The organism is Curtobacterium pusillum, assembly GCF_007680845.1.
GTDB classification, from domain to species: Bacteria; Actinomycetota; Actinomycetes; order Actinomycetales; family Microbacteriaceae; genus Curtobacterium; species Curtobacterium pusillum_B.
In genome coordinates this window covers 296,054-320,136 of the sequence record NZ_VEIY01000001.1, presented here as the reverse complement: position 1 = coordinate 320,136, position 24,083 = coordinate 296,054, and the positions used below count along the sequence as shown (strand labels likewise).

Here is a 24,083-nt window from a genome sequence, read left to right as displayed (position 1 = left end):
CGGCGCTCCCGTGCATGATCCGACATCGGACCCGTCGTTCGACGCGTGGGATGTCGAACGATGACGACGCACCAGCGGGCGTGCCCGGACGCGGACGAGCCCCGCGCTACCTGGGCAGCGCGGGGCTCGTCGTGTCGGGGCTACGCGCCCGCGTGCCGCCCGTGGTGGTCGACCGTGGCGAGCTCGTCCTCGTCCTCGTCCTCGGTCGAGGGCGTGGCCGGAGCCGGAGCCGGAGCGGCGGCGTGTGCACCGAGGTGCTCCGCCGGGGTCTCGCCGACCGCGGGCTCGGTCGCGACGGCCCCGGTCTGCTGCCAGGCCACGGTCTGCTTCGGCTTCGCCAGGAACAGCGCCGCGACGATCGCGACGAGGAGCACGACGGCGGGCAGGACGAGCGACTGACCCATGGCCTTCGAGAACGGGTCGAGCAGGATCGCGGGGAGCGTGCCGACCTGCTGTTCCGCACCGCCGGCGGCAGCTCCGCCGGACTGTGCCGGGAAGTTCGCGGTGATGCGCGCCTCGATCAGCGCGGCGATGCCGGCCGAACCGAGCACGGCACCGATCTGCCGCGTGGTGTTGTACACGCCGGAGCCGGCACCCGCCAGGCGCGGCGAGAGGTTCCGCGTCGCCGAGACCGACAGCGGCCCCCACATGCAGGCGTTCGCGATGCCGAGCAGCGCGCTCGGCAGCAGGATGAGCTGCCACCCGGCGTTCCCGGCGACGAGCCCGGCGAACCAGAACAGACCGCCCGAGAAGCAGGCGAGCCCGAACGCGGCGACCCAGCGCGGGTTCCACCGCTGCAGGTTCTTGCCGACGAGCGGTGCGAGGGCCGCGGAGATGACGGCCATCGGCACGAGGAGCAGCGCCGCCTGGGTCGGCGAGAAGTCCTTCACGTCCTGCGCCCAGAGCATGAGCGGGAGCGCGAACGAGGAGATCGCGACGCCGACCGCCGTGATCGCGATGTTCGCGAGCGTGAAGTTGCGGTCCTTGAAGAGGCCGAGCGGCAGCAGCGGCTCGGTCTTCTGCACGCCCTGCCACACCACGAACGCGGCGAGCACCACGATGCCGGCGATGATGAGCGCCCAGACCGAGATCGGACCGGTGATGGTGCCCCAGTCGTACGTCTCGCCTTCCTGGATGCCGAAGACGAGCAGGAACATCCCCACCGCCGAGAGCACGATGCCCAAGTAGTCGAACCGGTGCTGGTGCTTCTCGAACGTCGGCACGAGGCGCTGCGCGAGGACGAAGGCGACCACGCCGACGGGGACGTTCACGAAGAAGATCCACTCCCAGCCGAAGCCGTCGACGAGCAGGCCGCCCGCGATCGGTCCGACGAGCGAGGCGATGCCGGCCGTGGCACCCCAGAGACCCATGGCCGCGCCACGGTTCTGCGGCGGGAACATCCGGGTGATGACGGACATCGTCTGCGGCGTCATCATGGCGGCCCCGAGGCCCTGCACGACGCGGGCGACGATGAGCATCTCGATCGACCCGGACAGCCCGCACCAGAGGCTCGACAGCGTGAACACCACGAGGCCGGTCTGGTACAGCACCTTCGGGCCGAAGCGGTCACCGAGTCGACCGGTGATGAGGAGCGGCACGGCGTAGGCGAGGAGGTAGGCGCTCGTCACCCAGATGACCGCGTTGATGTCGGCGTCGAGCTTCTCCGCGATGGTGGGGGTCGCGACGGACACGATGGTCGAGTCGACGAGGATCATGAAGAAGCCGACGACGAGTGCCCAGAGTGCGGGCCACGGCTTCTTCTCGGTGGTGGGTGACACGGAGGTCATCGGGGGGTGTCCTTGCTGTTCTCGGTGGGGTCTGCGGAGAGGGCGGGGCCGTCCCACGGGACGTCGCCGGTGGCGATCCGGTCGGCCGTGGCGGTGAGCCACTCGATCTGCGCGGTGAGCATGGCACGGACGTACGACACGTCCAGCCAGTAGCGGTCCGCCAAGCCCTTGGCCTGGAGGCCCGTGGCGGCCTGGTCGTACTCCGCACGTCGGGTGCGGAGCGCGTCGCGGCGCGCTCGGAGTGCCAGGACGGCGTCCTCGGCGCTCAGGTTGTCGACGTGGGACACCGCGAGGTGGAACTGCGGGTACTCGTCGGCGGGCTCGGCGACCATGTGCCGGAGCCCGTCCTCGAGGGCCTGGCGCCCGCGGTCGGTGATCGCGTACGTGGTGCGCTCGGGTCGGTTGCCGGCCCGTTCGGTGCCGACGGGTTCGACGTGGCCGAGCTCGACGAGGCGTCCGATCTGGTGGTACAGCGTGCCCGGGCGGACCTTGACGTTCTGGTCCTCCCGACGCTGGAGCATCAGTTGGTACATCTCGTACGGGTGCATCGGGCTCTCGGCGAGGAGCCCGAGCGCGGCGAACGCGAGCGGTGTGAGCGACGTCATCCGCGCCTCCTGTCCGGTGTTCCGTGTCGACTATTCGGCTTGGAATATACGCCTTGGAGGACTTCTCCACAAGCGGTCCGGCGCGCCCGGCGCGCCGCTTAGACTGGACGGCGTCCCACCCATCCCCGAAGTGCTGGAGTGAACACGTGCCAACGATCGTCGTCGAGGTCATGCCGAAGGCCGAGATCCTCGACCCCCAGGGCAAGGCGGTGGGCAACGCCCTCGCCCGTCTCGGCAAGGCCGACCTGACCAACGTCCGCATCGGCAAGCGCTTCGAAGTGGCCGTCGACGGCCCGGTCGACGACGCCACCCTGGCCGAGGTCCGCGAGATCGCGGTGGACGTCTTCTCCAACGCCGTGATCGAGGACGTCGTGTCCGTCACGGTGCAGGACGCGTGACCTCGATGCGCATCGGCGTCATCACCTTCCCCGGCTCGCTCGACGACCGCGACGCCCAGCGCGCGGTCCGCCTCGCCGGTGCCGACCCCGTCGCGCTCTGGCACGGCGACCACGACCTGCAGGGCGTCGACGCCATCGTGCTGCCCGGCGGGTTCTCCTACGGCGACTACCTCCGCGCCGGTGCGATCGCCGCGAAGGCGCCGATCATGGCAGAGGTCATCGACGCCGCCGACAAGGGCATGCCCGTGCTCGGCATCTGCAACGGCTTCCAGATGCTCGCGGAAGCCCGCCTGGTCCCCGGCGCGCACACCCGGAACGCCCACCAGCAGTTCATCCGGCGCGACCAGAAGCTCCGCGTCGAGACGACGAACACAGCGTGGACCTCGGGCTTCACGGCCGAGCAGGAGATCACGATCCCGCTCAAGAACGCCGACGGCCGCTTCGTCGCGGACGCCGACGAGATCAAGCGCATCGAGGACAACGGCCAGGTCGTGTTCCGCTACGTCGGCGTGAACCCGAACGGCTCGATCGACGACATCGCCGGCGTCTCCAACGAGCGCGGCAACGTCGTCGGCCTGATGCCGCACCCCGAGCACGCGACGGAGCCCGGGTTCGGCCCGGACACCGCCGCTGCGATGGCCTCCGGCACGGACGGCCTCACCTTCTTCACCTCCGTGATCGAGTCGACGCTCGTCAAGTGACCAGCGACTCCAGGAACAGGGACCAACACCACCGTGACGACAACCGTGCGCCCGAAGCCCGACACCGTGCAGAACGCCGCTGCGACCCCCGACAAGGAACAGCCGTACGAGGCGCTCGGGCTGAAGGCGGACGAGTACGCCAAGATCCGTGAGATCCTCGGCCGCCGCCCCACCTCGGGCGAGCTGGCGATGTACTCCGTGATGTGGTCGGAGCACTGCTCCTACAAGTCCTCGAAGAACTACCTCCGGCAGTTCGGCAAGAAGGTCACGCCGGAGATGACCAAGAACCTCATGGTCGGCATGGGCGAGAACGCCGGTGTCGTCGACGTCGGCAACGGCTGGGCGGTGACCTTCAAGGTCGAGTCGCACAACCACCCGTCCTACGTCGAGCCGTACCAGGGCGCCGCGACCGGTGTCGGCGGCATCGTCCGCGACATCATCTCGATGGGTGCCCGTCCGGTCGCCGTGATGGACCAGCTCCGCTTCGGTGCGATCGACCACGAGGACACCCAGCGCGTCGTGCACGGTGTCGTCGGTGGCATCTCGTTCTACGGCAACTGCCTCGGCCTGCCGAACATCGGCGGCGAGACCTACTTCGACCCGGTGTACCAGGGCAACCCGCTGGTGAACGCGCTCGCGGTCGGCGTCCTCCGCCACGAGGACCTCCACCTCGCGAACGCCTCCGGCGCCGGCAACAAGGTCGTGCTCTTCGGTGCCCGCACGGGTGGCGACGGCATCGGCGGCGCGTCGATCCTGGCGTCCGACACCTTCACCGAAGGCGGCCCGACCAAGCGCCCGGCGGTCCAGGTGGGCGACCCGTTCGCCGAGAAGGTCCTCATCGAGTGCTGCCTCGAGCTCTTCCAGAAGGAACTGGTCGAGGGCATCCAGGACCTCGGTGCCGCGGGCATCTCCTGCGCGACCTCCGAGCTGGCGAGCAACGGCGACGGCGGCATGCACATCTCGCTCGACGACGTCCTCCTCCGCGACCCCACGCTCACGGCGGAGGAGATCCTCATGTCGGAGAGCCAGGAGCGCATGATGGCGGTCGTCCGCCCCGAGAAGCTCGACGACTTCCTCGCGGTGGTCGGCAAGTGGGAGGTCGAGACCAGCGTCCTCGGCGAGGTCACCGGCACCGGCCGGCTCGTCATCGACTGGCAGGGCCAGGAGATCGTCAACGTCGACCCGCGCACGGTCGCCGTCGACGGCCCCGTCTACGACCGTCCCGTCGCGTACCCGACCTGGATCGACGCGCTGCAGGCCGACTCCGCCGCGTCGCTCGACCGTCCGGCGGACGGCCCCGCGCTGAAGGCCCAGTTCCTGCAGCTGCTCGGCTCCCCGAACCTCGCGTCGAAGAACTGGGTGACGAACCAGTACGACACCTACGTGCTCGGCAACACCGCGCTGTCCTTCCCCGACGACGGCGGCATGATCCGCGTCGACGAGGAGACCGGGCTCGGCGTCACGATCGCCACCGACGCGAACGGCCGCTACTGCTACCTCGACCCGAAGCAGGGCGCGCGCCTGGCCCTCGCCGAGGCGTACCGCAACGTCGCCGTCACCGGTGCCGTCCCCGCGGCCGTGACGGACTGCCTGAACTTCGGCTCCCCCGAGAACCCCGAGGTCATGTGGCAGTTCTCCGAGGCGGTCGAAGGCCTGGCCGACGGCTGCATGGAGCTCGGGATCCCGGTCACCGGCGGCAACGTCTCGTTCTACAATCAGACCGGCACCACGCCGATCCACCCGACCCCGGTCGTCGGCGTCCTCGGTGTGATCGACGACGTCGCCCTGCGCGTGCCCTCGGGCTGGCAGGACGACGGCCACAACATCTACCTGCTCGGCACGACGTCGCTCGAGCTGGACGGCTCCGCCTGGGCCGGCACCGTGCACGGGCACCTCGGCGGGCGTCCGCCGGCGGTCGACCTCGAGCGTGAGAAGGCCCTCGCGGACCTCCTCCACGCCGCGGCGGGCGAGCAGCTCCTCACGAGCGCGCACGACTTGGCGGACGGCGGCCTCGGCCAGTCCCTCGCCGAGTCGGTCCTGCGCTTCGGCCTCGGTGCCCGCGTGGTGCTCGACGAGCTCGAGGAACGCGACGGCGTCGACACGGCGACCGCGCTGTTCTCGGAGTCGACGGGCCGTGTCATCGTGACCGTCCGGCGCGAGGACGACGTGCGCTTCCAAGGCCTCTGCGACGGCCGTGGCTTCCCGGTGCTCCGCATCGGTGTCACGGACGCCACAAGCGGCTCGCTGGAGGTCCAGGGCGCGTTCGAGGCGACGATCGACGAGCTCCGCGGCACGCACGACGCGACGCTGCCGGGCCGCTTCGGGGACGTCATCGTGGCCGACGTGACCGAGGGCTACGTCGGGCGCGGGCCGCTCGACGACCACGGCTCGTTCTCGCCGCGCACCGACAGCTGAGACGGGGCGCCAGGAGCATGCCGATCGTCACGCTGCCCTTCGCCGAGCTCGTCGACCGGTTCGGCCCCGTGCCGGACGGCGTCGAGCTCGACGTGTGGGACGTCGAAGGACCGTACGCCCGGCCCGACGACGTCGCCATCGCCTTCCTGCCGTTCTACTTCGGCGGACGGCACCGCTGGCAGTACGTGCACGAGCTCCCGAACCTGCAGCTCCTGCAGCTCCCGAGCGCCGGGTACGAGCACGCGGTGCCGCACGTGCCCGGGCACGCGCAGCTGGCGAACGGCCGTGGCATCCACGACGACGAGACGGCCGAGCTCGCGGTCGGACTCGCGCTGACGTCGCTGCGTGAGCTCGGCGCGTTCCAGGCCGACCGGGCGAACGGCGTCTGGGACGCCCGGACCACGCGGTCCCTGGCCGACCGCCGCGTGACCGTGGTCGCCTACGGGGCGATCGGGTCAGCGATCGCGACGCGGTTCGAGGCGTTCCGCACCGCCGTCACCGTCGTGGCACGGACCGCCCGCGAGCAGGACGGCCGGCAGGTGCACGCCTTCGGTGACCTGCCGTCGCTCGCGGCCGAGACCGACGTGCTCGTGCTCATCGCTCCGCTGACCGACGAGACTGAGCGGCTGGTGGACGCCGAGCTGCTCGCGGCCCTCCCCGACGGCGCCCTCGTGGTGAACGTCGCGCGCGGCAAGGTCGTCGACACCGACGCGCTGGTCGCCGAGCTGCAGTCCGGCCGGCTCTCGGCGGCGCTCGACGTCACGGACCCCGAGCCGCTCCCCGCAGGGCACCCGCTGTGGACGACGCCGAACACGGTCCTCACGCCGCACGTGGGCGGGAACACCGACCTCAGCGTGCCGCGCTCGATCGAGCTCATGCGACGCCAGGTGGCCGCGTTGGCCGAGGGCCGGGCGTTCGAGAACGTCATCGACTCCTGACCCGCGCGACCGGTCGCCGGCTCAGTCGGTGACCAGCGCCATGCCCAGGCCGGGTGCGACGTCGTCGAACCCGAGGTCCCGGTAGAGGCGCTGACCGGGCGGGTCGCCGACGAGCGAGACGTACGCTCCCTTCGGCGCACGGGAGCGGACGTCGGCGACGAGCCACTCCACGATCTGCCGCCCGATACCGCGACGCTGGTGCGCCGGGTCGGTGGCGATGTCCGCGATGTGGAAGTACCACCCGCCGTCACCGATGGTGCGGCCCATCGCGACCGGCGTCCCCTCGGCGTCGACGACGTGGCAGGCGGACCAGCTCCCCGCGATCGCGCCGGCCCCCTGCTCCGCGTTCTTCGGCGTCAGGCCGGAGTCCCGGCGCAGCCGGAGGTAGTCCGCGAGTGGTGGCGGACCGGAGACGAGGGTGTAGGACGTGTCCATGCGCTCAGTCTGGTCGGAGCCGCCGACGGATGCCGCGCCTCCAGAGTGACGAACAGCGCGACGACCAACGCGCCGACCAGCCCGACGACCAGCCGTGACCGTCAGACGGAGACGGTCAGACCGGCACGACGCAGGTCGGCGTCCCGACCGCGATCTGGGCGACGGCTTCGCCGGGGAGGCCGTCCTCCCCCACGGGCAGCACGGCGACGGCGTCCGACATCTGGTTCGCCACGAGGACGTACCCGGGCACCCGCGCGAAGTGTCGCGGCCAGACCCCACCGGACGGCACCGACCCGACGAGGGAGAGCCCACCGTCGGCAGCGTCCAGCACCACCACGACGTCGCGCCCCCGCACGGCGACGTACACCCGCCCGGCGTCGTCGACCTCGAGGTGACTGAGGAGCGAGTCCGCGGCCGAGGAGCCCGTGAAGGTCGGCGTGGAGACGATCGTCCGGAACGACCCGGAATCGTCGCGACGGAGCCGGTGCACGTGCCCGTCGAGCTCACCGGCGACGAAGAGGTCCCCGTCGTGCCAGGCGAGGTGCCTCGGGCCGACCCCGGGCGCCACGTGGTGCACCCGCACCGGTTCGATCGTCGGGTCGTTCGTGATGCGGAACTCGTGGAGTGCGTCGCCGCCGAGGTCGGCCACGAGCACGGTGCCGTCCGGAGTGGCGACGGATTGGTGGGCGTGCGGGCCTTCCTGGCGGTCCTCCACCGGTCCGGTGGCATCGGGCAGGACCTCGGTCACCAGCGCGGGACTCGAGGGGTCCAGCGAGATCGCCGTGACGGTGCCGGAGGTGTAGTTCGTGACGACGAGCGCACCGGACGGGTCGACCCGCACGTGACAGGGGGCGTCGCCGCCCGTCGGAGCGTCCCAGAGGTGCTCGAGGGCCGAGCCGTCGCGCCGGAACGCCGAGACGCTGCCGTCGACCGTCTCGGACACGGCGTAGACGCGGTCGCCCGCCACGGCGAGGAACGACGGGTCGTCGATGACCGCCACGGTGCGGACGTCGGCCGGGCCGTCGACCGGACCGGCCGCGACGAACGAGATGCCGGTGGCGTTCCCGCCCCCGGTGGCGGTGTACGAGCCGATCAGCAGGTCGGGCAGGTTCGCGCGCGTGCCGGTCACTCGTCGCCGCCGGCGATCTGCTCGTGGTGGTGGATGACCTCGGCGACGATGAAGTTCAGGAACTTCTCGGCGAAGGCCGGGTCGAGGTGGGACTCGGCGGCGAGCGACCGGAGCCGGGCGACCTGGACCTGCTCGCGACCGGGGTCCGCTGCCGGCATGCCCGCGCCGGCCTTGAGGTAACCGACTCGCTGCGTGTACTTGAAGCGCTCGGCGAGCATGTGGATCACGGCGGCGTCGATGTTGTCGATGCTCTGCCGGATGCTGCGGAGTTCGGCGACCGCTGCCTCGTCGTACTCGGGCGTGGTGTCGTCGTCGCTCATGCCCCGAGCCTAACGGCCGAGGCTGGCCGACCGGTGTCGGTTACGTCCCGTCGCACGGCCCGTCCGTCAGCCCGGGGCGTACCCCGAACCTGAGCGGAACCTGAGCACCCCTTCGGAACTGCGAGAATGGAGGTCATGTCGGTCCTGCTCGTGATCTCGAGCGTGTTTGCGGTCCTCGCGGGCCTCGTGCACGTGTACATCTTCTTCCTCGAGTCCGTCGCCTGGACGAGTCCCCGGGTGCGACGGATCTTCGGCATCGCGTCCGAGACCGAGGCGCAGGCGACCCGCTCGCTCGCGTTCAACCAGGGCTTCTACAACCTGTTCCTCGCGATCGGGGCGCTGCTCGGTGTCGTGCTGGTCCTCGCGGGCAACACGGCGAGCGGTTGGACCCTCGTGGTCTTCTCGACGGCGTCGATGCTCGGTGCCGCGGTCGTCCTCGTGGGGACGGGCCGTCGCTACCTCAACTCCGCGTTCGTGCAGGGTTCGTTCCCGCTGATCGCCCTGCTGTTCGCGTTCCTCGGTTCCACGTTCGGCGTCTGACCCCCACCGCGGGACGGACGGGAGGCGCGGTGCCAGCTGGCACCGCGCCTCCTGTCCGTCAGAGCGACAGCTTGCCGCGAACGTTCCGCGGCAAGCTGTCGCTTTCGCGAGGTGGGGCCGCCGGCCGCGGCGTCAGCCGAGCTTCGCGGCGAACTCGTCCGGCAGCCGCTTGAGCGCCCACTCGATCGCCGCGGTCGTCCCCATCGAGAACGCCGACGACACATCGGGGTCGTCGAACACGATCGCGTGCCCGGCCTCGACCGACGGCACCTTCTGGAACAGCGGGTCCGCCTCGGCCTTCGACGCATCGACGTAGATCGGCAGGATCAGCGTCAGGTCGGCGTTGAGCAGGTCGAGGTTCTCGTCCGAGAGGTGCACCGAGAACGCCTTGCCAGCCTGCTCGTCGATGGCCTTCGGGATGGTGAACCCGAGGTTCCGCATGAACGTCGAACGGCTGTCGGTGGAGGCGTACGCACCGAACCCGTCGGAGGTGTACGCGCCGACGACGGCGGACTTGCCCTCGAACTCCGGGTGCGCCTTGCGCGCGGCGGCGTAGGCGTCGTCGAGGCCGGAGAGCAGCTTCTTGCCCTCGGCCTCCTTGCCCAGGGCCTTCGCGATCATCGTGGTCTGCTGCGTGGTCGAGGCGAGGTAGTTCTCCCCGCCCTTCGGGATCGCCACGGTCGGCGCGATCGCGGAGAGCTTGGCGTACCGGTCCTTGTCGCCGGAGGACTTGACGTCGAGGATCACGTCCGGCTTGAGCTTGAGGATGTCCTCGTAGCTCGGCTCGAGCGTCTGGATGATCTTCGGCGACTTCTTGTACGCGCCCTTCAACCACGGCCCGACACCGTCGCCACCGAAGGCGAGCCAGTCGCTCGCGCCGACGGGCTGCACGCCGAGTTCGAGCGCCGTCTCGGCGTCGCCCCAGCCGAGCGCGACGACGCGCTTCGGCGCGGACTTGATCGTCGTGGTGCCGAGCGCGGTCGTGATGGACACGGGGAACGCGCCGTCCGACGAACCGGCCGACGACGAGGACGACGGGGAGCCGGAACCGGAGGCGCACCCGGCGAGGACGAGGGAAGCTGCGACGACGGCGCCGGCGGCGGTCAGCACGCGGCGGAGTCGAGAAGAAGAGCGGATCACGTAGGTAAGCCTAACCTAAGGACCGGGTACAGATCACGCCTGGATAGACTGACTGACCGTGGCGTACTCCGACCCCGCCCGCACCCGGCTCGCGGTGCTCGGCTCCCCCATCGCGCACTCCCTCTCCCCCACGCTGCACGCAGCGGCGTACGACGTGCTCGGGGTGCCGTTCACGTACGGGAGGCACGACGTCGCGTCCGGCGGACTGGACGCGTTCGTCGCGGGGCTGGGTCCGGAGTGGCGCGGCCTCAGCCTCACCATGCCCCTCAAGCGCGAAGTCCTCCCCATGCTGGACCGGACCACCGCGCTCGTGGACGAACTCGGCGTCGCCAACACCATCGCGTTCCGGACCTCGGGCGACACGGTCCTGCGGTTCGGCGCGAACACCGACGTCGAGGGGCTCGTGCGTCCGGTCGAAGCGCTCGGGCACCTGCCCGGCGAAGCGACGATCCTCGGCGGCGGAGCGACCGCCGTCAGCGCACTCACCGCCGCAGTCCGGCTCGGGGCCTCGCTCGTTCGGGTGTTCGTCCGGGACACCGCGAAGACCGGACCGCTGGTGGACCTGGCCGTGCGCCTCGGCGTCTCGCTCGAGGTGCTCCCGCTCACCGAGCTCGCCGGCACGCACCACGGGTTCGTCGTCTCGACCCTGCCCGGTGGCGCGGCGGACGACCTCGACCTCGTGCCGTCCGGGCCGGACGCCGTGCTGTTCGACGTCGCCTACGAGCCGTGGCCGACCGCCGTCGCGTCGCGGTGGGCGGACGCCGGCGGGCGCGTGCTCAACGGCCTCGACATGCTCACCGAGCAGGCGATCGGGCAGATCCGGTTCTTCCTCAGCGGGGACGACGACGAGCTGCTGCCCGCGGAGGGCGACGTGCGACGGGCGATGCGCGCCTCCGTCGGCCTGCCCGAGGTCATCGTCAGCTGACGACGCCGTCCACGTAGAACCAGCGTCCGCCCTCGCGGACGAACTCGCTCGTCTCCTCGAGCGTGCCGCGCTCGCTGTCGGAACGCCACCACGCGCGGAAGGCGACCGTGCCCCGGGAGTCGAACGGGCCTCCAGAACGCGTCGACAGGATGTCCAACCGTGTCCAGCGCTGCTCCGGGTCCAACTCGAGCGTCGCCGGTCGCGTCGTCTGGTGCCACGTCAGCAGCAGGTACTCGGGCAGGCCGAGTGCGAACGCCGTGAACCGGGAGCGCATGAGCCGCTCGGCCGTCGGCGCAGCAGCGCCCGCGTGCAGCGGCCCGCAGCACTCGCCGTAGGGGTTCCCGCTCAGGCAGGGGCAGCGCGACTCGTCGGTGACCACCCCGGAACGCTAGTCGACGATGGACAGCGTGACCGTGATGTTGCCGCGGGTGGCGTTCGAGTACGGGCAGATCTCGTGGGCACGCTCGGCGACGCGTCGACGCTGCTCGGTGGGGATGCCGGGCGTGTAGACGTCGAGCTCGACCGCGAGGCCGAAGCCGCCGTTCCCGGTGCTTCCGATGCCGACCTCGGCCGAGACCTCGGCGCCGGAGGTGTCGACGTCGAGCTCCTTGCCGGCGGCGTGCAGGGCGCCGAGGAAGCAGGCCGCGTAGCCGGCGGCGAAGAGCTGCTCCGGGTTGGTGCCCTCGCCGCTGCCGCCCATCTCCTTCGGCGGTCGGGTGTCGAGGTCGAGGCGGTCGTCCTCGCTGCGCACGTGCCCGTCGCGGCCGCCTCCGGTGGCGTGGGCGGCTGCGGTGTAGACGATGTCGAGGCTCATGGGTCGAGCGGATCGTGTGTTCCTGGACGGTTGCTGGGCCGCCGCACGGACTCGGGCCGCAGTGGCGGGGCCTGCGCCGTGCGTCGGGCGTGTCCCCCGGTGCGTACCGCTCCCAGAACCGACGAGTAGAAGGAACCTCGTGTTCAGGCTCGGGTGGCAGGTGTTCCGGACGCGGTCCGGCGACGCGCTCGATGCTGCGCGGGTGCGCCGTGCCGTCTGGATCTCCGCGATCGTCGCCGTGGTGGCGCTGGCCGGGCTCGTCGTCCTGCAGGTCGCGTTCGGGTGGGCCGGTCACACCACCGTGCGACCCGTCGTCGTGATCGCCCTCATCGGCACCGCGGTGGGGCTCGTCCTGTTCGCGTGCTTCCCCATCGCCTCCGCACCCGACCCTGCGGCGACGATCAACGGCCGACAGGTGCGGCCCGACGAACGCCTCGCCGCGCGGGATTCCGTACAGCAGTACTTCGGGCGGCGCGAGCCCACCGTCACGAGTGCCGACCGGGAGGCTGTACTCACCGACGTCCCGTTGGTGCAGCGTGCGCTGGTCCGGCGGATCGCACGGTTCGGTCCGGTCTGGCTCGGAATGGCGCTACTCGCGACCGCGGCGCTCCTGTTCGGCGGCCACCACGGCTTCGCGTTCGTCTGGATGTTCGCGTACGTGGTCTCCGTGCCCGGCATGGTGGTCCAGCTCGGCCGCGCCGAACGCGCCCGGCTCGCCGCCCTCGCCGTGCCGCCGTTCCCGGACGGCGGCGCTCCGTCGGCCGACCGGAGGCGGCGCGACCCGCTCGGCTCGAAGATCCGGCTGCCCGGGGAGTGAGGCCCGGGCGCCTGTCGGTGGCGACGGGCACACTGGGCGCATGTGTGGAAGGTTCGTCGTCTCCGACACCACGGCCGATCTCCTGCCGGAGCTCATCGGTGAGCTCGCCGGCCGGACCGAGCATGTCGATGCCGATACCGGCGTCGTCGGCACCGGACTCGTCCCGAGCTGGAACGTCGCGCCGACCGACCCGGTGTACGCCGTCCGGCAGCGCCACGGCGACCGGGAACTCCCCCAGATCAGCTGGGGCTTCGTGCCGAGCTGGGCGAAGGACTTCCAGAAGCAGCGCCCGAAGCCGATCAACGCCCGCATCGAGACCGTCGCGACGAGCGGCATGTTCAAGCGGGCGTTCGCCACGAACCGGTGCATCATCCCGGCGCAGGGGTACTACGAGTGGGTCGTCCGCCCCGACGGCAAGGAACCCCACTTCGTCCACGAACCCGACGGTGCACTCGCGATGGCCGGCGTCGTGAGCGCCTGGCCGGACCCGACCAAGCCCGACGGCGACCCCGACAAGTGGCGGCTGTCGCTGGCGATCATCACCCGTGACGCGCACGTCGCCCCCGGTGAGGTGCACGACCGGATGCCCGCCTTCCTCACGCCGGACGGCTACGACGACTGGCTGGCAAGCGGCCCCGGCAGCCTCGGCACGGACGACCTGCTCGCCCTGCTCGACCACGAGTCGCTGACCGTCGCCGCGGGCCTCGAGCAGTACGAGGTCTCCCGCGCGGTGAACAGCGTCAAGAACGACGGGCCGCAGCTCATCGAGCCGGTCGCGTAGACGGCTGACGGGAGGCGCGGATCACGTCAGCCGATCGGCTGAGGTGATCCGCGCCTCCCGTCAAGAGCCGGTGTCAGGAGACCTGTCGGATCACGTCCGGCAGGAGCACGTGCAGCCGCTCGGCGAGGCGCGCCTGCGCCTCTTCCAGGGAGCGGAAGTCGCCGACGTAGGCACCGAAGGTGTCGGCGACGAAGTAGTGGTCCCCCTGGCGGTCGACCGTGCCGCCGTAGTAGCCGCCGTAGTTGGCGGCCCAGAGGCCGGTGTCGGCCTCGGACCATACGATACGGACGCGCTCGGGGCGAACAGGAGCGATGACCTCTGCCTCGATCTCCGCGATCACCTCGATGGTGGCGGTATCGAGGGTCACCTCAGCCTGGGGGCGGTGGGCAACGGTCGTGCTCATGGTCGTGCTCCTTGCGGTCGGTGCTGTGGTGCTTCGTGCTGGTGGTGCTTGGTGCTGGTAGTGCTGGATCAGCTACGCGACCGGACGGATCACGGAGGGCAGCATCACGTGGAGCTGGTCCGCGAGCTGCGCCTGCGCCAGCTCGAGCGAGTCGAAGTCGCCGACGACGAGCCCGAAGGTGTCCGAGGCGACGTAGCGACCCGCGCGCTTGTCGATGGAGCCGCCGAAGTAGCCGCCGTAGTTGGCGATCCACTCGCCGTCCTCTTCCTGCGTCCAGGTGAGCTTCGCGCGTGCCGGACGGGTGTTCGTGTCGGCGAGGGCTTCGAGGATCGCGATCGTGTCGACGGTCTCGGTGTCGAGCGTGACCTCAGCGTTCGTGTCGTTCGAGACGGTGGTGCTCATGTCGTGCTCCTTCGCGATCCGGGGTACATCTGCTGACACCAGAACGCTACGAGATCAGGGGACGTGGCCGCCACCGATGCCCGTCGATTCACGGGTTTCGTCAATGCACTCCCTTCAGGACCCCCGGGTTTCCGGGCCGAGACGTCGCACTTCCGGGGTACAGGGGACAGATCGGGGTACTCGTTCCGTGGATGAACTGGTTTCGGCGTCGCCGGTGCTGCGTGGTGCGGGGCCAGGGCCGCCCGCTACGGTCGCTTGCGTGGCCGACCTCGATCCCGCCGATGCCCATCCGGGCCCTGCAACCTGGCACTCGCGCCGTGTGGCGACCGGGCTCGCTGCGGCGTACGGGATCGCGGTCGTGCTGATCGGGTTCTGGGGCTCCCCCGTGGACGCGAGTGCGGCGCCCTGGCTCGACCGGGTCATCGCGGCTGCTCAACGGATCGGTGCCCCGGCCACGTTCGACTACGCGACGATCGAGTCCCTGGCGAACGTGGTGTTCTTCGTGCCGCTCGGGTTGCTCGTCGTGTTGTTCGCCGGTGCTCGGTGGTGGTGGGCTGGTGCTGGCGCCGGCGTCGTCGTCAGTGCGTGCATCGAGACCGGGCAGGCGCTGTTCCTGCCGGAGCGGACGGCGTCGGTGGCGGATGTGTTGGCGAACGGGGTCGGCGCGACACTCGGGGCGTTGGTCGGGGTCCTCGTGCTCCGGGCGACCGAGCGGCGACGGCGGCCCTGAGAGGCCGCCGTCCACCGCCCGTCAGCTCGTCCGGCGGACCCGGCGGCGGACGATCAGCAGCACACCGGACAGCAGGAGCGCGAGCGCAGCGAGCGACAGCCCGACGATGCCGGTGGTCCCGGTGAAGGCGAGCTCAGCGCGGTGCACCACTGCGGCGAGCCCGGTCGGGTACACCACCGTGATCGTCGCGAGGACCTGCTGACCGGCACTGTCGACGACGCTGTACCCCACCTGGACCGTGCCGGTGAAGCCGTGCACCGGGGTGAACACGACCTTGCCTCCTGCGACCGTCCAGGCCCCTCTGCCGTCGACGGTGATGCTGTCGACGAGCGCGCCGGCCGGGTCGACCACGTGCAGCGTGCCGCGGTCGAAGGTGGCGCCGCCGGTGGCCGAGTCGTTGCCCAGCGGATCGACCGTCACCGGGTCACCAGCGGTGCCGGTGCTCTTGTCGTCCCGGGCGACGGCGTGCGCGAGGACCGTGATGGTCTGGGTCGCCGTCGTCGTCTGTCCGGCCTCGTCGGTGACTGTCGCGGTGAAGTCATCGACGCCGGTGAACCCGGTGGCCGGCGAGTACACGTACGCTCCGTCCTTCTGCAGCGTCACCGTGCCCTGAGCCGGCTTCCGGTCGACGACCGTCCAGAGCGCGGTCCCGTCGGAGGCGGCGAGCACGCCGTCCGTGGCGTCGCGTGCGACCGGGGACCCGGCGATGGTCGTCGCCGTGCCGTCGACCGCGGCGATGCCGACGGTGATCGTGACCCCCGCGTCGGTGCGCTGACCGGACTGGTCCTGCGCCGTGTAGCCGACGTGTTCGACACCGGAGAAGCCGTCGGCGGGGGTGTAAACGAACGTGCCGTCGGCAGCGATCGAGACCGTGCCGTGCTGCGCGTCACGATGGCCGACGACCGTCAGCTCCGTGCCGTGGTCGTTGCCGAGGACGCCGGGGCCGGAGATCGTGACCGGCTTCCCGGCCTTCGTGCTCGTCTCGTCGTCTGCCGCGGTCGGCGTGACCGTGATGGTCACGACGCCGGTGGCCGTGTTGCCGTCGGAGTCCTCCCCCGTGTAGCTGAAGGTGTCGGTGCCGGACCAGTCAGCCTCCGGCGTGTACGTGTACCCACCCTTCTTGCGCAGCTCCACGGTGCCGTGTGCGGGCTTCGTGTCGAGAGCGGCCGTCAGGTCGGAGCCCTGGTCGTTGCCAAGGACGCCCTGTGCCGCCGTCACCGTGAGGGTGCCGTTGGTGACCGTGGTGCCCGAGTCCGGCCCGGCGACCGCACCGACGAGGACCGTGACGGTCGACGTGGTGGTCTGGCCGCTGAAGTCCGTGGCGGTGTACGTGAAGCTGTCCGTGCCGGAGAAGCCCGGCTTCGGCGTGTACACGAGTCCACCCTCGGCACCGGGGGTGACGTCACCGTGCTCGGCGTCGCCGTGACCGGTGACGGTCAGGCCGGAACCGTGGTCGTTGCCCGTGAGCGTGCTGCCCGCGATCGGCAGTGCCGTACCGGCAGGGGTCTGCAGCTGGTCCGGCGTCGAGGTCGGAGCGACGGTGACGGTGACGGTGGTGGGCTGCGTGCTCCCACCGGTCGGGTCCTTCGCCGTGTAGGTGAAGGTGTCGGTGCCGGAGAAGCCGCGCCCCGGGCTGTAGGTGACGGTGCCCGTCCCGGAGATCGCCGTCGTGCCGTCCGTGCCGGCCGTGACGGTCACTACCCGCAGGTCGGTGCCGGAGTCGTTCTTCGTGACGACGACGTCGACCGGGGTCGATGCCTTGGTGTCGGCCGCGTCCGGGACGCCCTTCGGCAGCACCGTGATGGTCACGGTACCGGTCGTCATGTTGCCCTCGCCGTCCTCGACGGTGTAGTCGAACGAGTCGGGGCCCGAGTACCCGGGCTCCGGCGTGTAGGTGTACCCGCCATCGTCGTCGACCGTGGCGTCGCCGTGGTCCGGCTTCGTGTTGTCGGTGACCTTGAGACCGGTGCCGGCGGAGTCCTTCAGCACGCCGTCATCGTCCGAGACCGTGATCGGCTCGTCGGCGGTGGCGGAGCCGGCGCTGCCGGCGACCACCGGTTGGACCGTCACGGTCACGGTGCCGGTGCCGGTGTTGCCGTCGGCGTCGACCACCGTGTAGGTGAAGGTGTCCGTGCCGGAGAACCCGGGCTCCGGTGTGTAGGTGACGGTGCCGTCGTCCGCGACCGCCAGATCGCCGTGCCCGGCACCGTCAGCACCGGTGACCTCCAGCCCGTCGCCGTGGTCGTTCGCCGTCAGCTCACCGGAGGTGACGGTGACCGCCTGGCCCGCCTTCGTGGCGACGGTGTCCTTCTCGGTGCTCGGGTCCACCGTGATGGTGACCGTGCCCGTGGAGGTCCTCCCCGAGCCGTCGGTCAGCGTGTACGTGAAGGTGTCCGTGCCGGAGAAGCCGTCCTTCGGCGTGTACGTGTACGAGCCGTCGTCGGCGAGGTCGAGGTCGCCGTTCGCCGGGCCCCGGTCCACCACGGCCGTCTTGCCGGTGCCCTCGTCGTTCGCGAGCACGCCGTCCGCCTTCGCCACGGTCAGGGTCTGACCGGCGGTCACCGTCGCGGTGTCCGCGGTTGCGGTCGGGCCGACGACGATCGTCACGACCGCGGTGGTCTTCTGCTGCGAAGCGTCGGTCACCTGGTAGGTGACGGTGTCCGTGCCGGAGAAGTCGTCCTTCGGCGTGTAAGTCAGCTCGCCCGTGACCGGGTCGACCGAGGCGTCGCCGTTCCGCGTGTTCGTCACGTCGGTGACGTGCAGGTCGGAGCCGGCGTCGTTCCGCAGCAGGTCGGCGGCGGGGATGGTCAGCGTGATGCCCGCCTTGGTGGTGGCCGTGTCCGGATCCGCAGTGGGGGTCACCGTCACGGTCACGGTCACGGGCTGCGTGGTGCGACCCGGCCCGTCGGTCACGGTGTAGGTGAAGGCTTCCGTGCCCGAGAAGCCGTCCGCTGGCGTGTACTGCACCCGGCCGTCGCCCTGGACCGTCGCGGTGCCGTTCGCCGGCCCGGCGACGACCGTGGTCGCGAGGTCAGTGCCGTGGTCATTGTGCTGCACGTCGATGGTCACCGGTGTCTGCGCCGCCGTGGTCGCCGAGTCGGCGGTGGCCGCGGGGGTCACCGTGATGGTGACCGTCGCGGTGGTCGGGGTGCTCGACGTGTCCGTCGCCGTGTACGTGAAGGAGTCGGTGCCCGAGAACCCGGCGTCCGGCGTGTACGAGTACGTGCCCGAGGCGTCGTCGAGCGTCAGCGTGCCGTCGGTCGGCGTCGTGTGGCTCGCGATGCTGAGCCCGGTACCGAGGTCGTTGCCGAGCACGCCCGTCGCACGGGTCGTCGTGGTGGCGGTGCTGCCGGCCGCGACCGTGACGCTGTCGCCGACTGCCTTCGGCGTGACGACGATGCTCACCGTGACGGTGTCCGACGTGCCCTTGCCGTCCTGGTCGGTGACCGTGTAGTCGAACGAGTCGGAGCCGGAGAAGCCGGTGGCGGGGGTGTACGAGTACGACCCGTCCGGGTTGACGGTCAGGTCACCGTGGGCCGGCTCGGTGCTGCCGGTCACGACCAGGCCGGTGCCGAGGTCGTTGCCCAGGAGGCCCGGTGCCGGTCCCGTCGTCGTGGTCCCGGTGGTCGCGGTGACGGTCTCGGTCGTCGCGCTCGGCAGGACCGTGATGGTCACGGTGCCCGTGACGGTCGATCGTTCGTCGTCCTCCGCCGTGTAGGTGAAGGAGTCGGTTCCGGAGAAGCCCGCCTCCGGCGTGTAGGAGTACGTGCCGTCCTCGTTCAGCGTCAGGTCGCCGTGGGCAGCGTCGGTGTGGTCCGTCACGGTCAGGCCTGTACCGCGGTCGTTGCCGAGCACGCCGGTCTTCGTCGTGGTCGACGTCGCGGTGGCTCCGGCGCGCACGCTGAACGCGTCGTCGGTCGCCTTCGGCGCGACGGTGATCGTCACAGTGCTCGTCGAGGTCGATCCGCCGCCGTCCGTCGCCGTGTAGGTGAACTGGTCGGTGCCCGAGTAGCCGGCTGCGGGGACGTACGAGAAGCTGCCGTCCTTCGCCGTCATCGTGAGCGTGCCGTGCGTCGGGGCCGTGTGGCCGGTGACCGTCAGGCCGTCGCCGGCGTCGTTCGCGAGCACGCCGTCCGCGGAGATCGTCAGGCCGGTGTCGACCGGAGTGGAGTAGCTGTCGGCGACGGTGGCCGCGTGGGTGCGCAGCGCCGCGTTGGCGAAGGTCACGAGCACGTCGGTGCCGTCCGACGAGGTCGCCGCTGGGAAGGTGAACGTGGCTGTGGAGCCGGTGCCCTGGGCGATCACGCGGTTGCTGTCGTTGAGGCTCACCGCCTTCCACGTCGTCGTGTAGTTCGCCAGGACAGTGGTGCCGGACGCGGTCTGCGTCACCGTGTACTGCTTGGACGGCGTGGTGAGCACCGCGCCGGCCTGCTGGTCCTGAACCCCGGTCTTCGAGCCGGAGGTCGTGGCCGTCGTGCCGCTGTTGGTCGAGGAGATCCCACCGCCGGTGATCGCGAGGCCGAACTGGTCGCCCGTGTTCCAGCGGTCGTCGACGCTCGAGGCACCGGTCACGGTGTCGGCGTAGTTGCAGGTCGCGAGGTCGCTCGCGGCGAAGCTGCCGGCCACGGAGAACTGACGGACCGACTTCCCCGTCGTCGGGTCGAGCTGGTACAGGACCGTCGACGTCGTGGTCGGGGAGTTCGACACGTAGAGGTAGCCGTCGGACGAGAACGCGATGCCGGGCGAGTTCGTGCCGGACGGCAGCGTCGCGATCGCCGTCGCCGCGATCGCCGTGGTGCCGCTGGCCGTCGGGAGCTTGGCCGTGCTGACACGGTAGACCTTGTCGCTCGCGACCACGAAGAGGAGTCCGCGCGAGCTGAACGCGAAGTCGCCGTTGCCCGTCTGGAGCCCGGTGATCTGACCGACCTGGCCGAGGTACTTCTTGGTGGTCGGGTTGTAGGCGCCGAGCCAGCCGGCGTTGTCCCCGTAGTAGTAGATGCCCGTGGTCGGGTCGACCGCGCCTCGGATGACACTGCGCGTCGTGTCCGTCGCGACCGTGGTCGACGACTCCGCTACCGTGCCGTTCGCCGCCGTGTACTCCTTGAGCGTCGCGTTCGCACCGTTCGACGCCGCGTACATCTTCAGGCCCTCGCGCGAGATGCCCAGACCGTTGTTCGCGTCCGTCCCCAGCGTCGTGACGTCCGCGGTGGTGCCGGCGGTCGACGTGTTCGTCACGTCGATCGCGATGACCTTGCCGGCAGAGTTCGTGGCGTAGACCGTGTTCTGGTCGCACATGAACGCACCGTTCGACGTCGCTGTGACCGCCGACGCGGGAGCGGCACTGACCACAGCGGTGGTCGCGGTGATGCCCGCACCCGCGAGGAGTGCGGCGCCCAGCATGGCGACGAAGCGGAGCCCGTGACGGGTTCTGGGCACACGGGTGTCCTGCGGATGCGGCATCGGTCTCTTTCGGGTCGGGACGTGCGTGGGGGCGACGCGCACCGGACCCCGTTCAGGGATGGAGCCGGGCGTCGCCCGCCGAACCCGATACTGACAGCTCGCTGAGCACCTGAGGGGACAATCATGGTCCCCAGTAGGGGGGACCCTCCCCGAAGTGGTGTCACGTCATCGGAGCGTGCCCCGACCAGCTGCGTGAGCCCGCAACCGGAGCACTGATCACGCACGAGTGGTTGCGGGACCCCGCACCAGACCAACGAGGATCTTTCAACTCACCGCCCGCGGAACGTACGTTCCGAGCATGACCCGAAGCCGCACGACACTCGAGCGGTACCCCGCACGCGGGTACCACCTACACCTGGACCACTACGAGACCCGGGGCGTGCCGCGTCCGGTCCGCCGAGCCCAGGTCTTCCCCTGGTGGATCTGGGCGCTCGGCCCGCTCCTCACCATCGGTGTCGTGTTCGCGATGCTGCAGGCGACGTGAGTCCCCTCGAGCAGGACACGAAGAAGCCCCCGGAGCCGATCGGCTCCGGGGGCTTCTTCGTGGTGGTTCAGTGTCAGACGGTCTCGCGCTGACGACGGACCGAGCCGCGGACGACCAGCAGGCCGCCACCGAGGACGATCGCGCCGCCGGCGACCCAGAGGGCCAGGGCGGAGACGGTCGACCCCGTGAAGGCGAGGGTGCCGTCGGTGCCGTTGGCACCGGTGGAGACCGCGGTGTCAGCCGGCGCGACCGTGAAGGACGCGAGGCCGACGACGCCGGAGGTGGCACCCGTCGCGGTGAGGCTGTAGGTACCGGACGCGCCGGCCGGGAAGGTGACGCGGACGGCCAGCGAACCGGTCGACGAAGCCGTGTAGCTCTTCGAGACGGTCGTGGTCGGCAGCGCACCGAGCGTGACGGCACCGGCACCGGTGACCTGCACGTTGACGGTCTCGTTGTCCTGGAACGCGCCATCGCTGAAGTTCACGGCAGCGGTGCCACCGGCGGCGTACGTGCCGGAGACGGAGACGTTGGAGTCGGGCGTGTAACCGGCGGCGTTCGCGGCGGCCGGCGTTGCGAGCAGTGCGGCCCCAGCCAGCACGACCGCAGCGATGAGCTTCTTCATTGAGTGTTCCCCTAGTGATCTGATCCGTAGGACCCTGGCACCCAGAGTCCGCCCTCCGCCTCGTCGACCGTCCCCGGCCACATGGACATAGTGGGTGCGATGGCGAAGTTCTCTCAACCTAGCGGGTTTTCACAGCTTGTTGTCACGCCCAACGCAACAATGACGTTAACTTCACGTGTCCACCGCGCCACGTGGACACCGAAGTGCACTCAGCCTCGGCCGACACGCACGTTGCGGGTTGCGAAACTCCCGGTCAGGGCGCTGGTCGCCGTACCAATGAGCCCGGTGCGAGAGCAGGGCGGTCCCTGTCCGATCACCAAGGTGGACCACTCCGTCCCCTGTTTTGGGGGTCACGTCCTGAGGACACGAAGCGCAACAGAGCGCCGACGTCCGGCAGCCGTCAGCCCGCGGTGAGCGGATCGGTGCACTCGAACGACACCGGCTCTGCCTTCGACTGCCGGACACCCGGCGTCGACTCCGCCTCGACTCCGGCGTTGGCGTTCTTGGCGTCACCGAGGAACGCGACTCGCAGCGTCGTGCTCTGCCCTGGCGCGAGCAGCGTCTGCAGCTGCGCGACCGGGTGCCCGCCGTCCGACGTGGTCTGCAGCGCGACGGACTTGCCGTCCTCCGAGGAACCGAGGTAGATCGCGTTCTTCGGCGCGTACACGGCGATCAGGGTCTTCACCTTGCCCGGTTCGACGCCGAATGCACCCCCGCCGGTCACGTACTCCGGCAGGCTCGTGGCCGCGTCGGCCGGTGCGGTGTTCTTGATCGTCACCTCGACCACCGAGGTCGGCCGGCCGTCCTTCCGGCACACCGAGCTGCCGACCGCCACCGTCTTGTCCAGGTAGTAGTCCATCTTCGAGCCGGTGCCGTCGTTCAGGTACACGCCGTACTGGCGGGTGGTCGCGGTCTCCGTCGGGAGCTCTCCCGCCACAGCGGTCCCGCTCAGGCGCTTCTGCTCGGACGCAGTCGCGCTCCACATCCGCAGCCGGCCTTCACCGGCACCCTGCGTGAGCGCTGCGATGAACTGCTTCGTGTCGAAGTCACCGCTGGAGACCTTCTCGAACACGGCGTTGGCTGCGGACGCGAAGAACGCGTCCTGCATCGCCGGGTCCGGGTACTTCGCGTAGACGTCACTGAGCAGCAGCTTCACGGCGTTGTCGGACGTCAAGGTGTCGCCTGTCGGCAGCTGCACCGGACCGGTCGCCCTGAGGATGTAGCTCAGGGTTACGGGATCTATCGCCAGAACGCCGTCCACCTGCTCGCCGGCGTCGCGCTTCCACATCTCGCGTGCCAGCTTCGCCGACAGGTCGAACCGCGGGGTCAGCGTGACGTCCTGCATGTACTCGCCGGTGATCTTGCCGTACAGGCTGCTCGTGTCGGCTTGCAGGGGCAGCACCGGCTCGTCGTAGGGCCCGAACGACTGCCCGGCGCGCTGGTCCAGCAGGTGGATGCTGCCGTCGACGGCCTGGAGGCGCGCCACTGATCCCGGGATCCCCCCGCCAGCGCGCAGCTCGGCATTGTTCTGGAACAACAGCAGGTAGTTCCGGTCGCCGTCGTGCCCCAGCATGGCGGGCGCGAGCTGCACAACCCGGTTGGCAGCGGCCGCCTGGTCGGACGCCGTCAGCAGCGCGTTGCGCAGCTGCCCGACGGCCTTCGTGACCGGCGAGAGCGTCCCGCTCGTGTCGATGGCGTTCGCGGTGGCCTTCGCCTTCGCCAGCGTGGTCGTCGCCTTCGCGACGGCCGGCTGCGCGTCCACGATCGGCTGCAGGTCGACCTTGCCGTTCTTCGGCGCGAAGGAGTCGACGCCGAGGTCGCCGATGACTCCGGCGACGGGGCTGACTGCGTCCTGGGCAACGTCATCGACGACGACGGATACCTGCCGCACGGCGCGCAGGTTCGTGCCGAAGAACGGCACGTGCTGTGCCGCACCCCAGACCGGGTCACCCGTCAGGGATCGTGCAGCACCGGCCTCGTCCTCGAGTCGCTTCGCCGTCGTCTGCGCGCCCTTGGTGTTCGCATCGGTCAACTGCGACCGAAGGGTGTCGACGTCGCCCACGGCTCGTTCGAGGTGCCCCTTGGCGAGCACCGCACGGACACCGACCCATGCGACAGCGAGGATCACAAGGAGGACGAGGGCGAGGACGACCCACAAGACGATTCGGGCCCTGGGCCCCCGGCGTACTGCAGTGCGTCGCGACTCGGGCTGGTCGGACATGTCGCAATCCTACGGT

The 24,083-nt window shown here is 70.4% G+C and carries 23 protein-coding genes; 10 read left to right on the top strand and 13 right to left on the bottom strand.

Going from position 1 to position 24,083, the window contains the following annotated elements; translation table 11 throughout:
• Positions 1-140: 140 nt before the first annotated feature.
• Positions 141-1,787 carry a DHA2 family efflux MFS transporter permease subunit gene (locus tag FS825_RS01470; RefSeq protein ID WP_144710181.1) on the bottom strand — a complete coding sequence of 549 codons (1,647 nt, stop codon included), beginning with the start codon at positions 1,785-1,787 and terminating at the stop codon, positions 141-143.
• Entirely contained in the window at positions 1,784-2,392 is a 609-nt protein-coding gene (locus tag FS825_RS01465) for a PadR family transcriptional regulator (protein WP_144710179.1), read from the bottom strand. The genes FS825_RS01470 and FS825_RS01465 overlap by 4 nt, the downstream gene beginning before the upstream one ends.
• Before the next feature lie 146 nt (positions 2,393-2,538).
• Here FS825_RS01465 and purS point away from each other — a divergent pair, with 146 nt between their 5' ends.
• Genes purS through FS825_RS01445 form a run of 4 tightly spaced genes read left to right on the top strand, consistent with a single transcriptional unit; the run spans position 2,539 to position 6,844 of the window.
• Entirely contained in the window at positions 2,539-2,790 is a 252-nt protein-coding gene (gene purS, locus FS825_RS01460) for a phosphoribosylformylglycinamidine synthase subunit PurS (protein WP_144710177.1), read from the top strand.
• 5 nt (positions 2,791-2,795) lie between these two features.
• A complete protein-coding gene (purQ, locus tag FS825_RS01455; RefSeq protein ID WP_144711209.1) occupies positions 2,796-3,491 on the top strand; it encodes a phosphoribosylformylglycinamidine synthase subunit PurQ in 696 nt (231 codons plus the stop codon).
• A gap of 33 nt (positions 3,492-3,524) precedes the next feature.
• Positions 3,525-5,906 carry a phosphoribosylformylglycinamidine synthase subunit PurL gene (gene purL, locus FS825_RS01450; protein WP_144710175.1) on the top strand — a complete coding sequence of 794 codons (2,382 nt, stop codon included), beginning with the start codon at positions 3,525-3,527 and terminating at the stop codon, positions 5,904-5,906.
• A 17-nt stretch (positions 5,907-5,923) separates the two neighbouring features.
• Entirely contained in the window at positions 5,924-6,844 is a 921-nt protein-coding gene (locus tag FS825_RS01445; protein ID WP_144710173.1) for a 2-hydroxyacid dehydrogenase, read from the top strand.
• A gap of 21 nt (positions 6,845-6,865) precedes the next feature.
• Here FS825_RS01445 and FS825_RS01440 read toward each other — a convergent pair whose 3' ends face one another.
• From FS825_RS01440 to FS825_RS01430, 3 genes are all read right to left on the bottom strand, one after another.
• Positions 6,866-7,279, bottom strand: coding sequence for a GNAT family N-acetyltransferase (locus FS825_RS01440; RefSeq protein WP_144710171.1), 414 nt, complete (start codon positions 7,277-7,279; stop codon positions 6,866-6,868).
• Between the two features lie 115 nt (positions 7,280-7,394).
• A complete protein-coding gene (locus FS825_RS01435) occupies positions 7,395-8,408 on the bottom strand; it encodes a lactonase family protein (RefSeq protein WP_144710169.1) in 1,014 nt (337 codons plus the stop codon).
• Positions 8,405-8,728 (bottom strand): chorismate mutase, encoded by a 324-nt coding sequence (locus FS825_RS01430; protein WP_144710167.1) that lies wholly within the window; start codon positions 8,726-8,728, stop codon positions 8,405-8,407. Before FS825_RS01430 ends, FS825_RS01435 begins: the two co-directional genes overlap by 4 nt.
• Before the next feature lie 135 nt (positions 8,729-8,863).
• Here FS825_RS01430 and FS825_RS01425 point away from each other — a divergent pair, with 135 nt between their 5' ends.
• Positions 8,864-9,268, top strand: coding sequence for a DUF1304 domain-containing protein (locus FS825_RS01425; protein ID WP_186377013.1), 405 nt, complete (start codon positions 8,864-8,866; stop codon positions 9,266-9,268).
• Between the two features lie 132 nt (positions 9,269-9,400).
• Here the strand turns inward: FS825_RS01425 and FS825_RS01420 are convergent, their stop codons facing one another.
• Positions 9,401-10,408: an iron-siderophore ABC transporter substrate-binding protein gene (locus tag FS825_RS01420; RefSeq protein ID WP_260980962.1), complete on the bottom strand. Its 1,008-nt coding sequence runs from the start codon at positions 10,406-10,408 to the stop codon at positions 9,401-9,403.
• A gap of 58 nt (positions 10,409-10,466) precedes the next feature.
• Here FS825_RS01420 and FS825_RS01415 point away from each other — a divergent pair, with 58 nt between their 5' ends.
• Complete coding sequence (locus tag FS825_RS01415) at positions 10,467-11,333, top strand: shikimate dehydrogenase family protein (RefSeq protein WP_144710165.1); 867 nt, start codon at positions 10,467-10,469, stop codon at positions 11,331-11,333.
• On the opposite strand, the gene FS825_RS01410 is transcribed toward FS825_RS01415, so the two are convergent.
• Together FS825_RS01410 and FS825_RS01405 are read right to left on the bottom strand one after the other, a co-directional pair.
• A complete protein-coding gene (locus tag FS825_RS01410; RefSeq protein WP_144710163.1) occupies positions 11,326-11,712 on the bottom strand; it encodes a YchJ family protein in 387 nt (128 codons plus the stop codon). The two genes, FS825_RS01415 and FS825_RS01410, sit on opposite strands and share 8 nt — an antisense overlap.
• A gap of 9 nt (positions 11,713-11,721) precedes the next feature.
• Positions 11,722-12,147, bottom strand: a complete 426-nt coding sequence (locus FS825_RS01405; protein ID WP_144710161.1) for an organic hydroperoxide resistance protein — start codon at positions 12,145-12,147, stop codon at positions 11,722-11,724.
• A gap of 139 nt (positions 12,148-12,286) precedes the next feature.
• Here FS825_RS01405 and FS825_RS01400 point away from each other — a divergent pair, with 139 nt between their 5' ends.
• Together FS825_RS01400 and FS825_RS01395 are read left to right on the top strand one after the other, a co-directional pair.
• On the top strand, positions 12,287-12,964 hold the full coding sequence (locus tag FS825_RS01400; protein WP_144710159.1) for a hypothetical protein: 678 nt from the start codon (positions 12,287-12,289) through the stop codon (positions 12,962-12,964).
• Between the two features lie 40 nt (positions 12,965-13,004).
• Positions 13,005-13,745 (top strand): SOS response-associated peptidase, encoded by a 741-nt coding sequence (locus FS825_RS01395; RefSeq protein WP_144710157.1) that lies wholly within the window; start codon positions 13,005-13,007, stop codon positions 13,743-13,745.
• 73 nt (positions 13,746-13,818) lie between these two features.
• Here FS825_RS01395 and FS825_RS01390 read toward each other — a convergent pair whose 3' ends face one another.
• Both FS825_RS01390 and FS825_RS01385 read right to left on the bottom strand, forming a co-directional pair.
• Entirely contained in the window at positions 13,819-14,148 is a 330-nt protein-coding gene (locus tag FS825_RS01390; RefSeq protein ID WP_260980961.1) for a hypothetical protein, read from the bottom strand.
• Positions 14,149-14,220: 72 nt separating this feature from the next.
• Positions 14,221-14,550 (bottom strand): hypothetical protein, encoded by a 330-nt coding sequence (locus FS825_RS01385; RefSeq protein ID WP_144710153.1) that lies wholly within the window; start codon positions 14,548-14,550, stop codon positions 14,221-14,223.
• Between the two features lie 259 nt (positions 14,551-14,809).
• Here FS825_RS01385 and FS825_RS18525 point away from each other — a divergent pair, with 259 nt between their 5' ends.
• The gene (locus FS825_RS18525; RefSeq protein ID WP_186377012.1) at positions 14,810-15,280 is read left to right on the top strand and encodes a VanZ family protein; all 471 of its coding nucleotides are present in this window, start codon (positions 14,810-14,812) and stop codon (positions 15,278-15,280) included.
• A gap of 21 nt (positions 15,281-15,301) precedes the next feature.
• Here FS825_RS18525 and FS825_RS01375 read toward each other — a convergent pair whose 3' ends face one another.
• Positions 15,302-20,716, bottom strand: coding sequence for an Ig-like domain-containing protein (locus FS825_RS01375; RefSeq protein ID WP_186377011.1), 5,415 nt, complete (start codon positions 20,714-20,716; stop codon positions 15,302-15,304).
• A 322-nt stretch (positions 20,717-21,038) separates the two neighbouring features.
• On the opposite strand from FS825_RS01375, the gene FS825_RS01370 reads away from it, so the two are divergent.
• Positions 21,039-21,224, top strand: a complete 186-nt coding sequence (locus FS825_RS01370; RefSeq protein ID WP_144710147.1) for a hypothetical protein — start codon at positions 21,039-21,041, stop codon at positions 21,222-21,224.
• Between the two features lie 73 nt (positions 21,225-21,297).
• Here FS825_RS01370 and FS825_RS01365 read toward each other — a convergent pair whose 3' ends face one another.
• Together FS825_RS01365 and FS825_RS01360 are read right to left on the bottom strand one after the other, a co-directional pair.
• Positions 21,298-21,846, bottom strand: a complete 549-nt coding sequence (locus FS825_RS01365) for a cytochrome c-type biogenesis protein (RefSeq protein ID WP_144710145.1) — start codon at positions 21,844-21,846, stop codon at positions 21,298-21,300.
• Between the two features lie 400 nt (positions 21,847-22,246).
• The gene (locus FS825_RS01360; protein WP_144710143.1) at positions 22,247-24,067 is read right to left on the bottom strand and encodes a DUF4012 domain-containing protein; all 1,821 of its coding nucleotides are present in this window, start codon (positions 24,065-24,067) and stop codon (positions 22,247-22,249) included.
• Positions 24,068-24,083: the final 16 nt, after the last annotated feature.

Excerpts from the sequence above, each read along its gene's own strand:
- FS825_RS01385 (WP_144710153.1), bottom strand. The coding sequence starts at position 14,550 with ATGAGCACCACCGTCTCGAACGACACGAACGCTGAGGTCACGCTCGAC.
- FS825_RS01395 (WP_144710157.1), top strand. The coding sequence starts at position 13,005 with ATGTGTGGAAGGTTCGTCGTCTCCGACACCACGGCCGATCTCCTGCCG.
- FS825_RS01440 (WP_144710171.1), bottom strand. The coding sequence starts at position 7,279 with ATGGACACGTCCTACACCCTCGTCTCCGGTCCGCCACCACTCGCGGAC.
- FS825_RS01470 (WP_144710181.1), bottom strand. The coding sequence starts at position 1,787 with ATGACCTCCGTGTCACCCACCACCGAGAAGAAGCCGTGGCCCGCACTC.
- FS825_RS01390 (WP_260980961.1), bottom strand. The coding sequence starts at position 14,148 with ATGAGCACGACCGTTGCCCACCGCCCCCAGGCTGAGGTGACCCTCGAT.
- FS825_RS01365 (WP_144710145.1), bottom strand. The coding sequence starts at position 21,846 with ATGAAGAAGCTCATCGCTGCGGTCGTGCTGGCTGGGGCCGCACTGCTC.
- purQ (WP_144711209.1), top strand. The coding sequence starts at position 2,796 with ATGCGCATCGGCGTCATCACCTTCCCCGGCTCGCTCGACGACCGCGAC.
- FS825_RS01465 (WP_144710179.1), bottom strand. The coding sequence starts at position 2,392 with ATGACGTCGCTCACACCGCTCGCGTTCGCCGCGCTCGGGCTCCTCGCC.
- FS825_RS01425 (WP_186377013.1), top strand. The coding sequence starts at position 8,864 with ATGTCGGTCCTGCTCGTGATCTCGAGCGTGTTTGCGGTCCTCGCGGGC.
- FS825_RS01360 (WP_144710143.1), bottom strand. The coding sequence starts at position 24,067 with ATGTCCGACCAGCCCGAGTCGCGACGCACTGCAGTACGCCGGGGGCCC.
- FS825_RS01370 (WP_144710147.1), top strand. The coding sequence starts at position 21,039 with ATGACCCGAAGCCGCACGACACTCGAGCGGTACCCCGCACGCGGGTAC.
- FS825_RS01430 (WP_144710167.1), bottom strand. The coding sequence starts at position 8,728 with ATGAGCGACGACGACACCACGCCCGAGTACGACGAGGCAGCGGTCGCC.
- FS825_RS01405 (WP_144710161.1), bottom strand. The coding sequence starts at position 12,147 with ATGAGCCTCGACATCGTCTACACCGCAGCCGCCCACGCCACCGGAGGC.
- FS825_RS01445 (WP_144710173.1), top strand. The coding sequence starts at position 5,924 with ATGCCGATCGTCACGCTGCCCTTCGCCGAGCTCGTCGACCGGTTCGGC.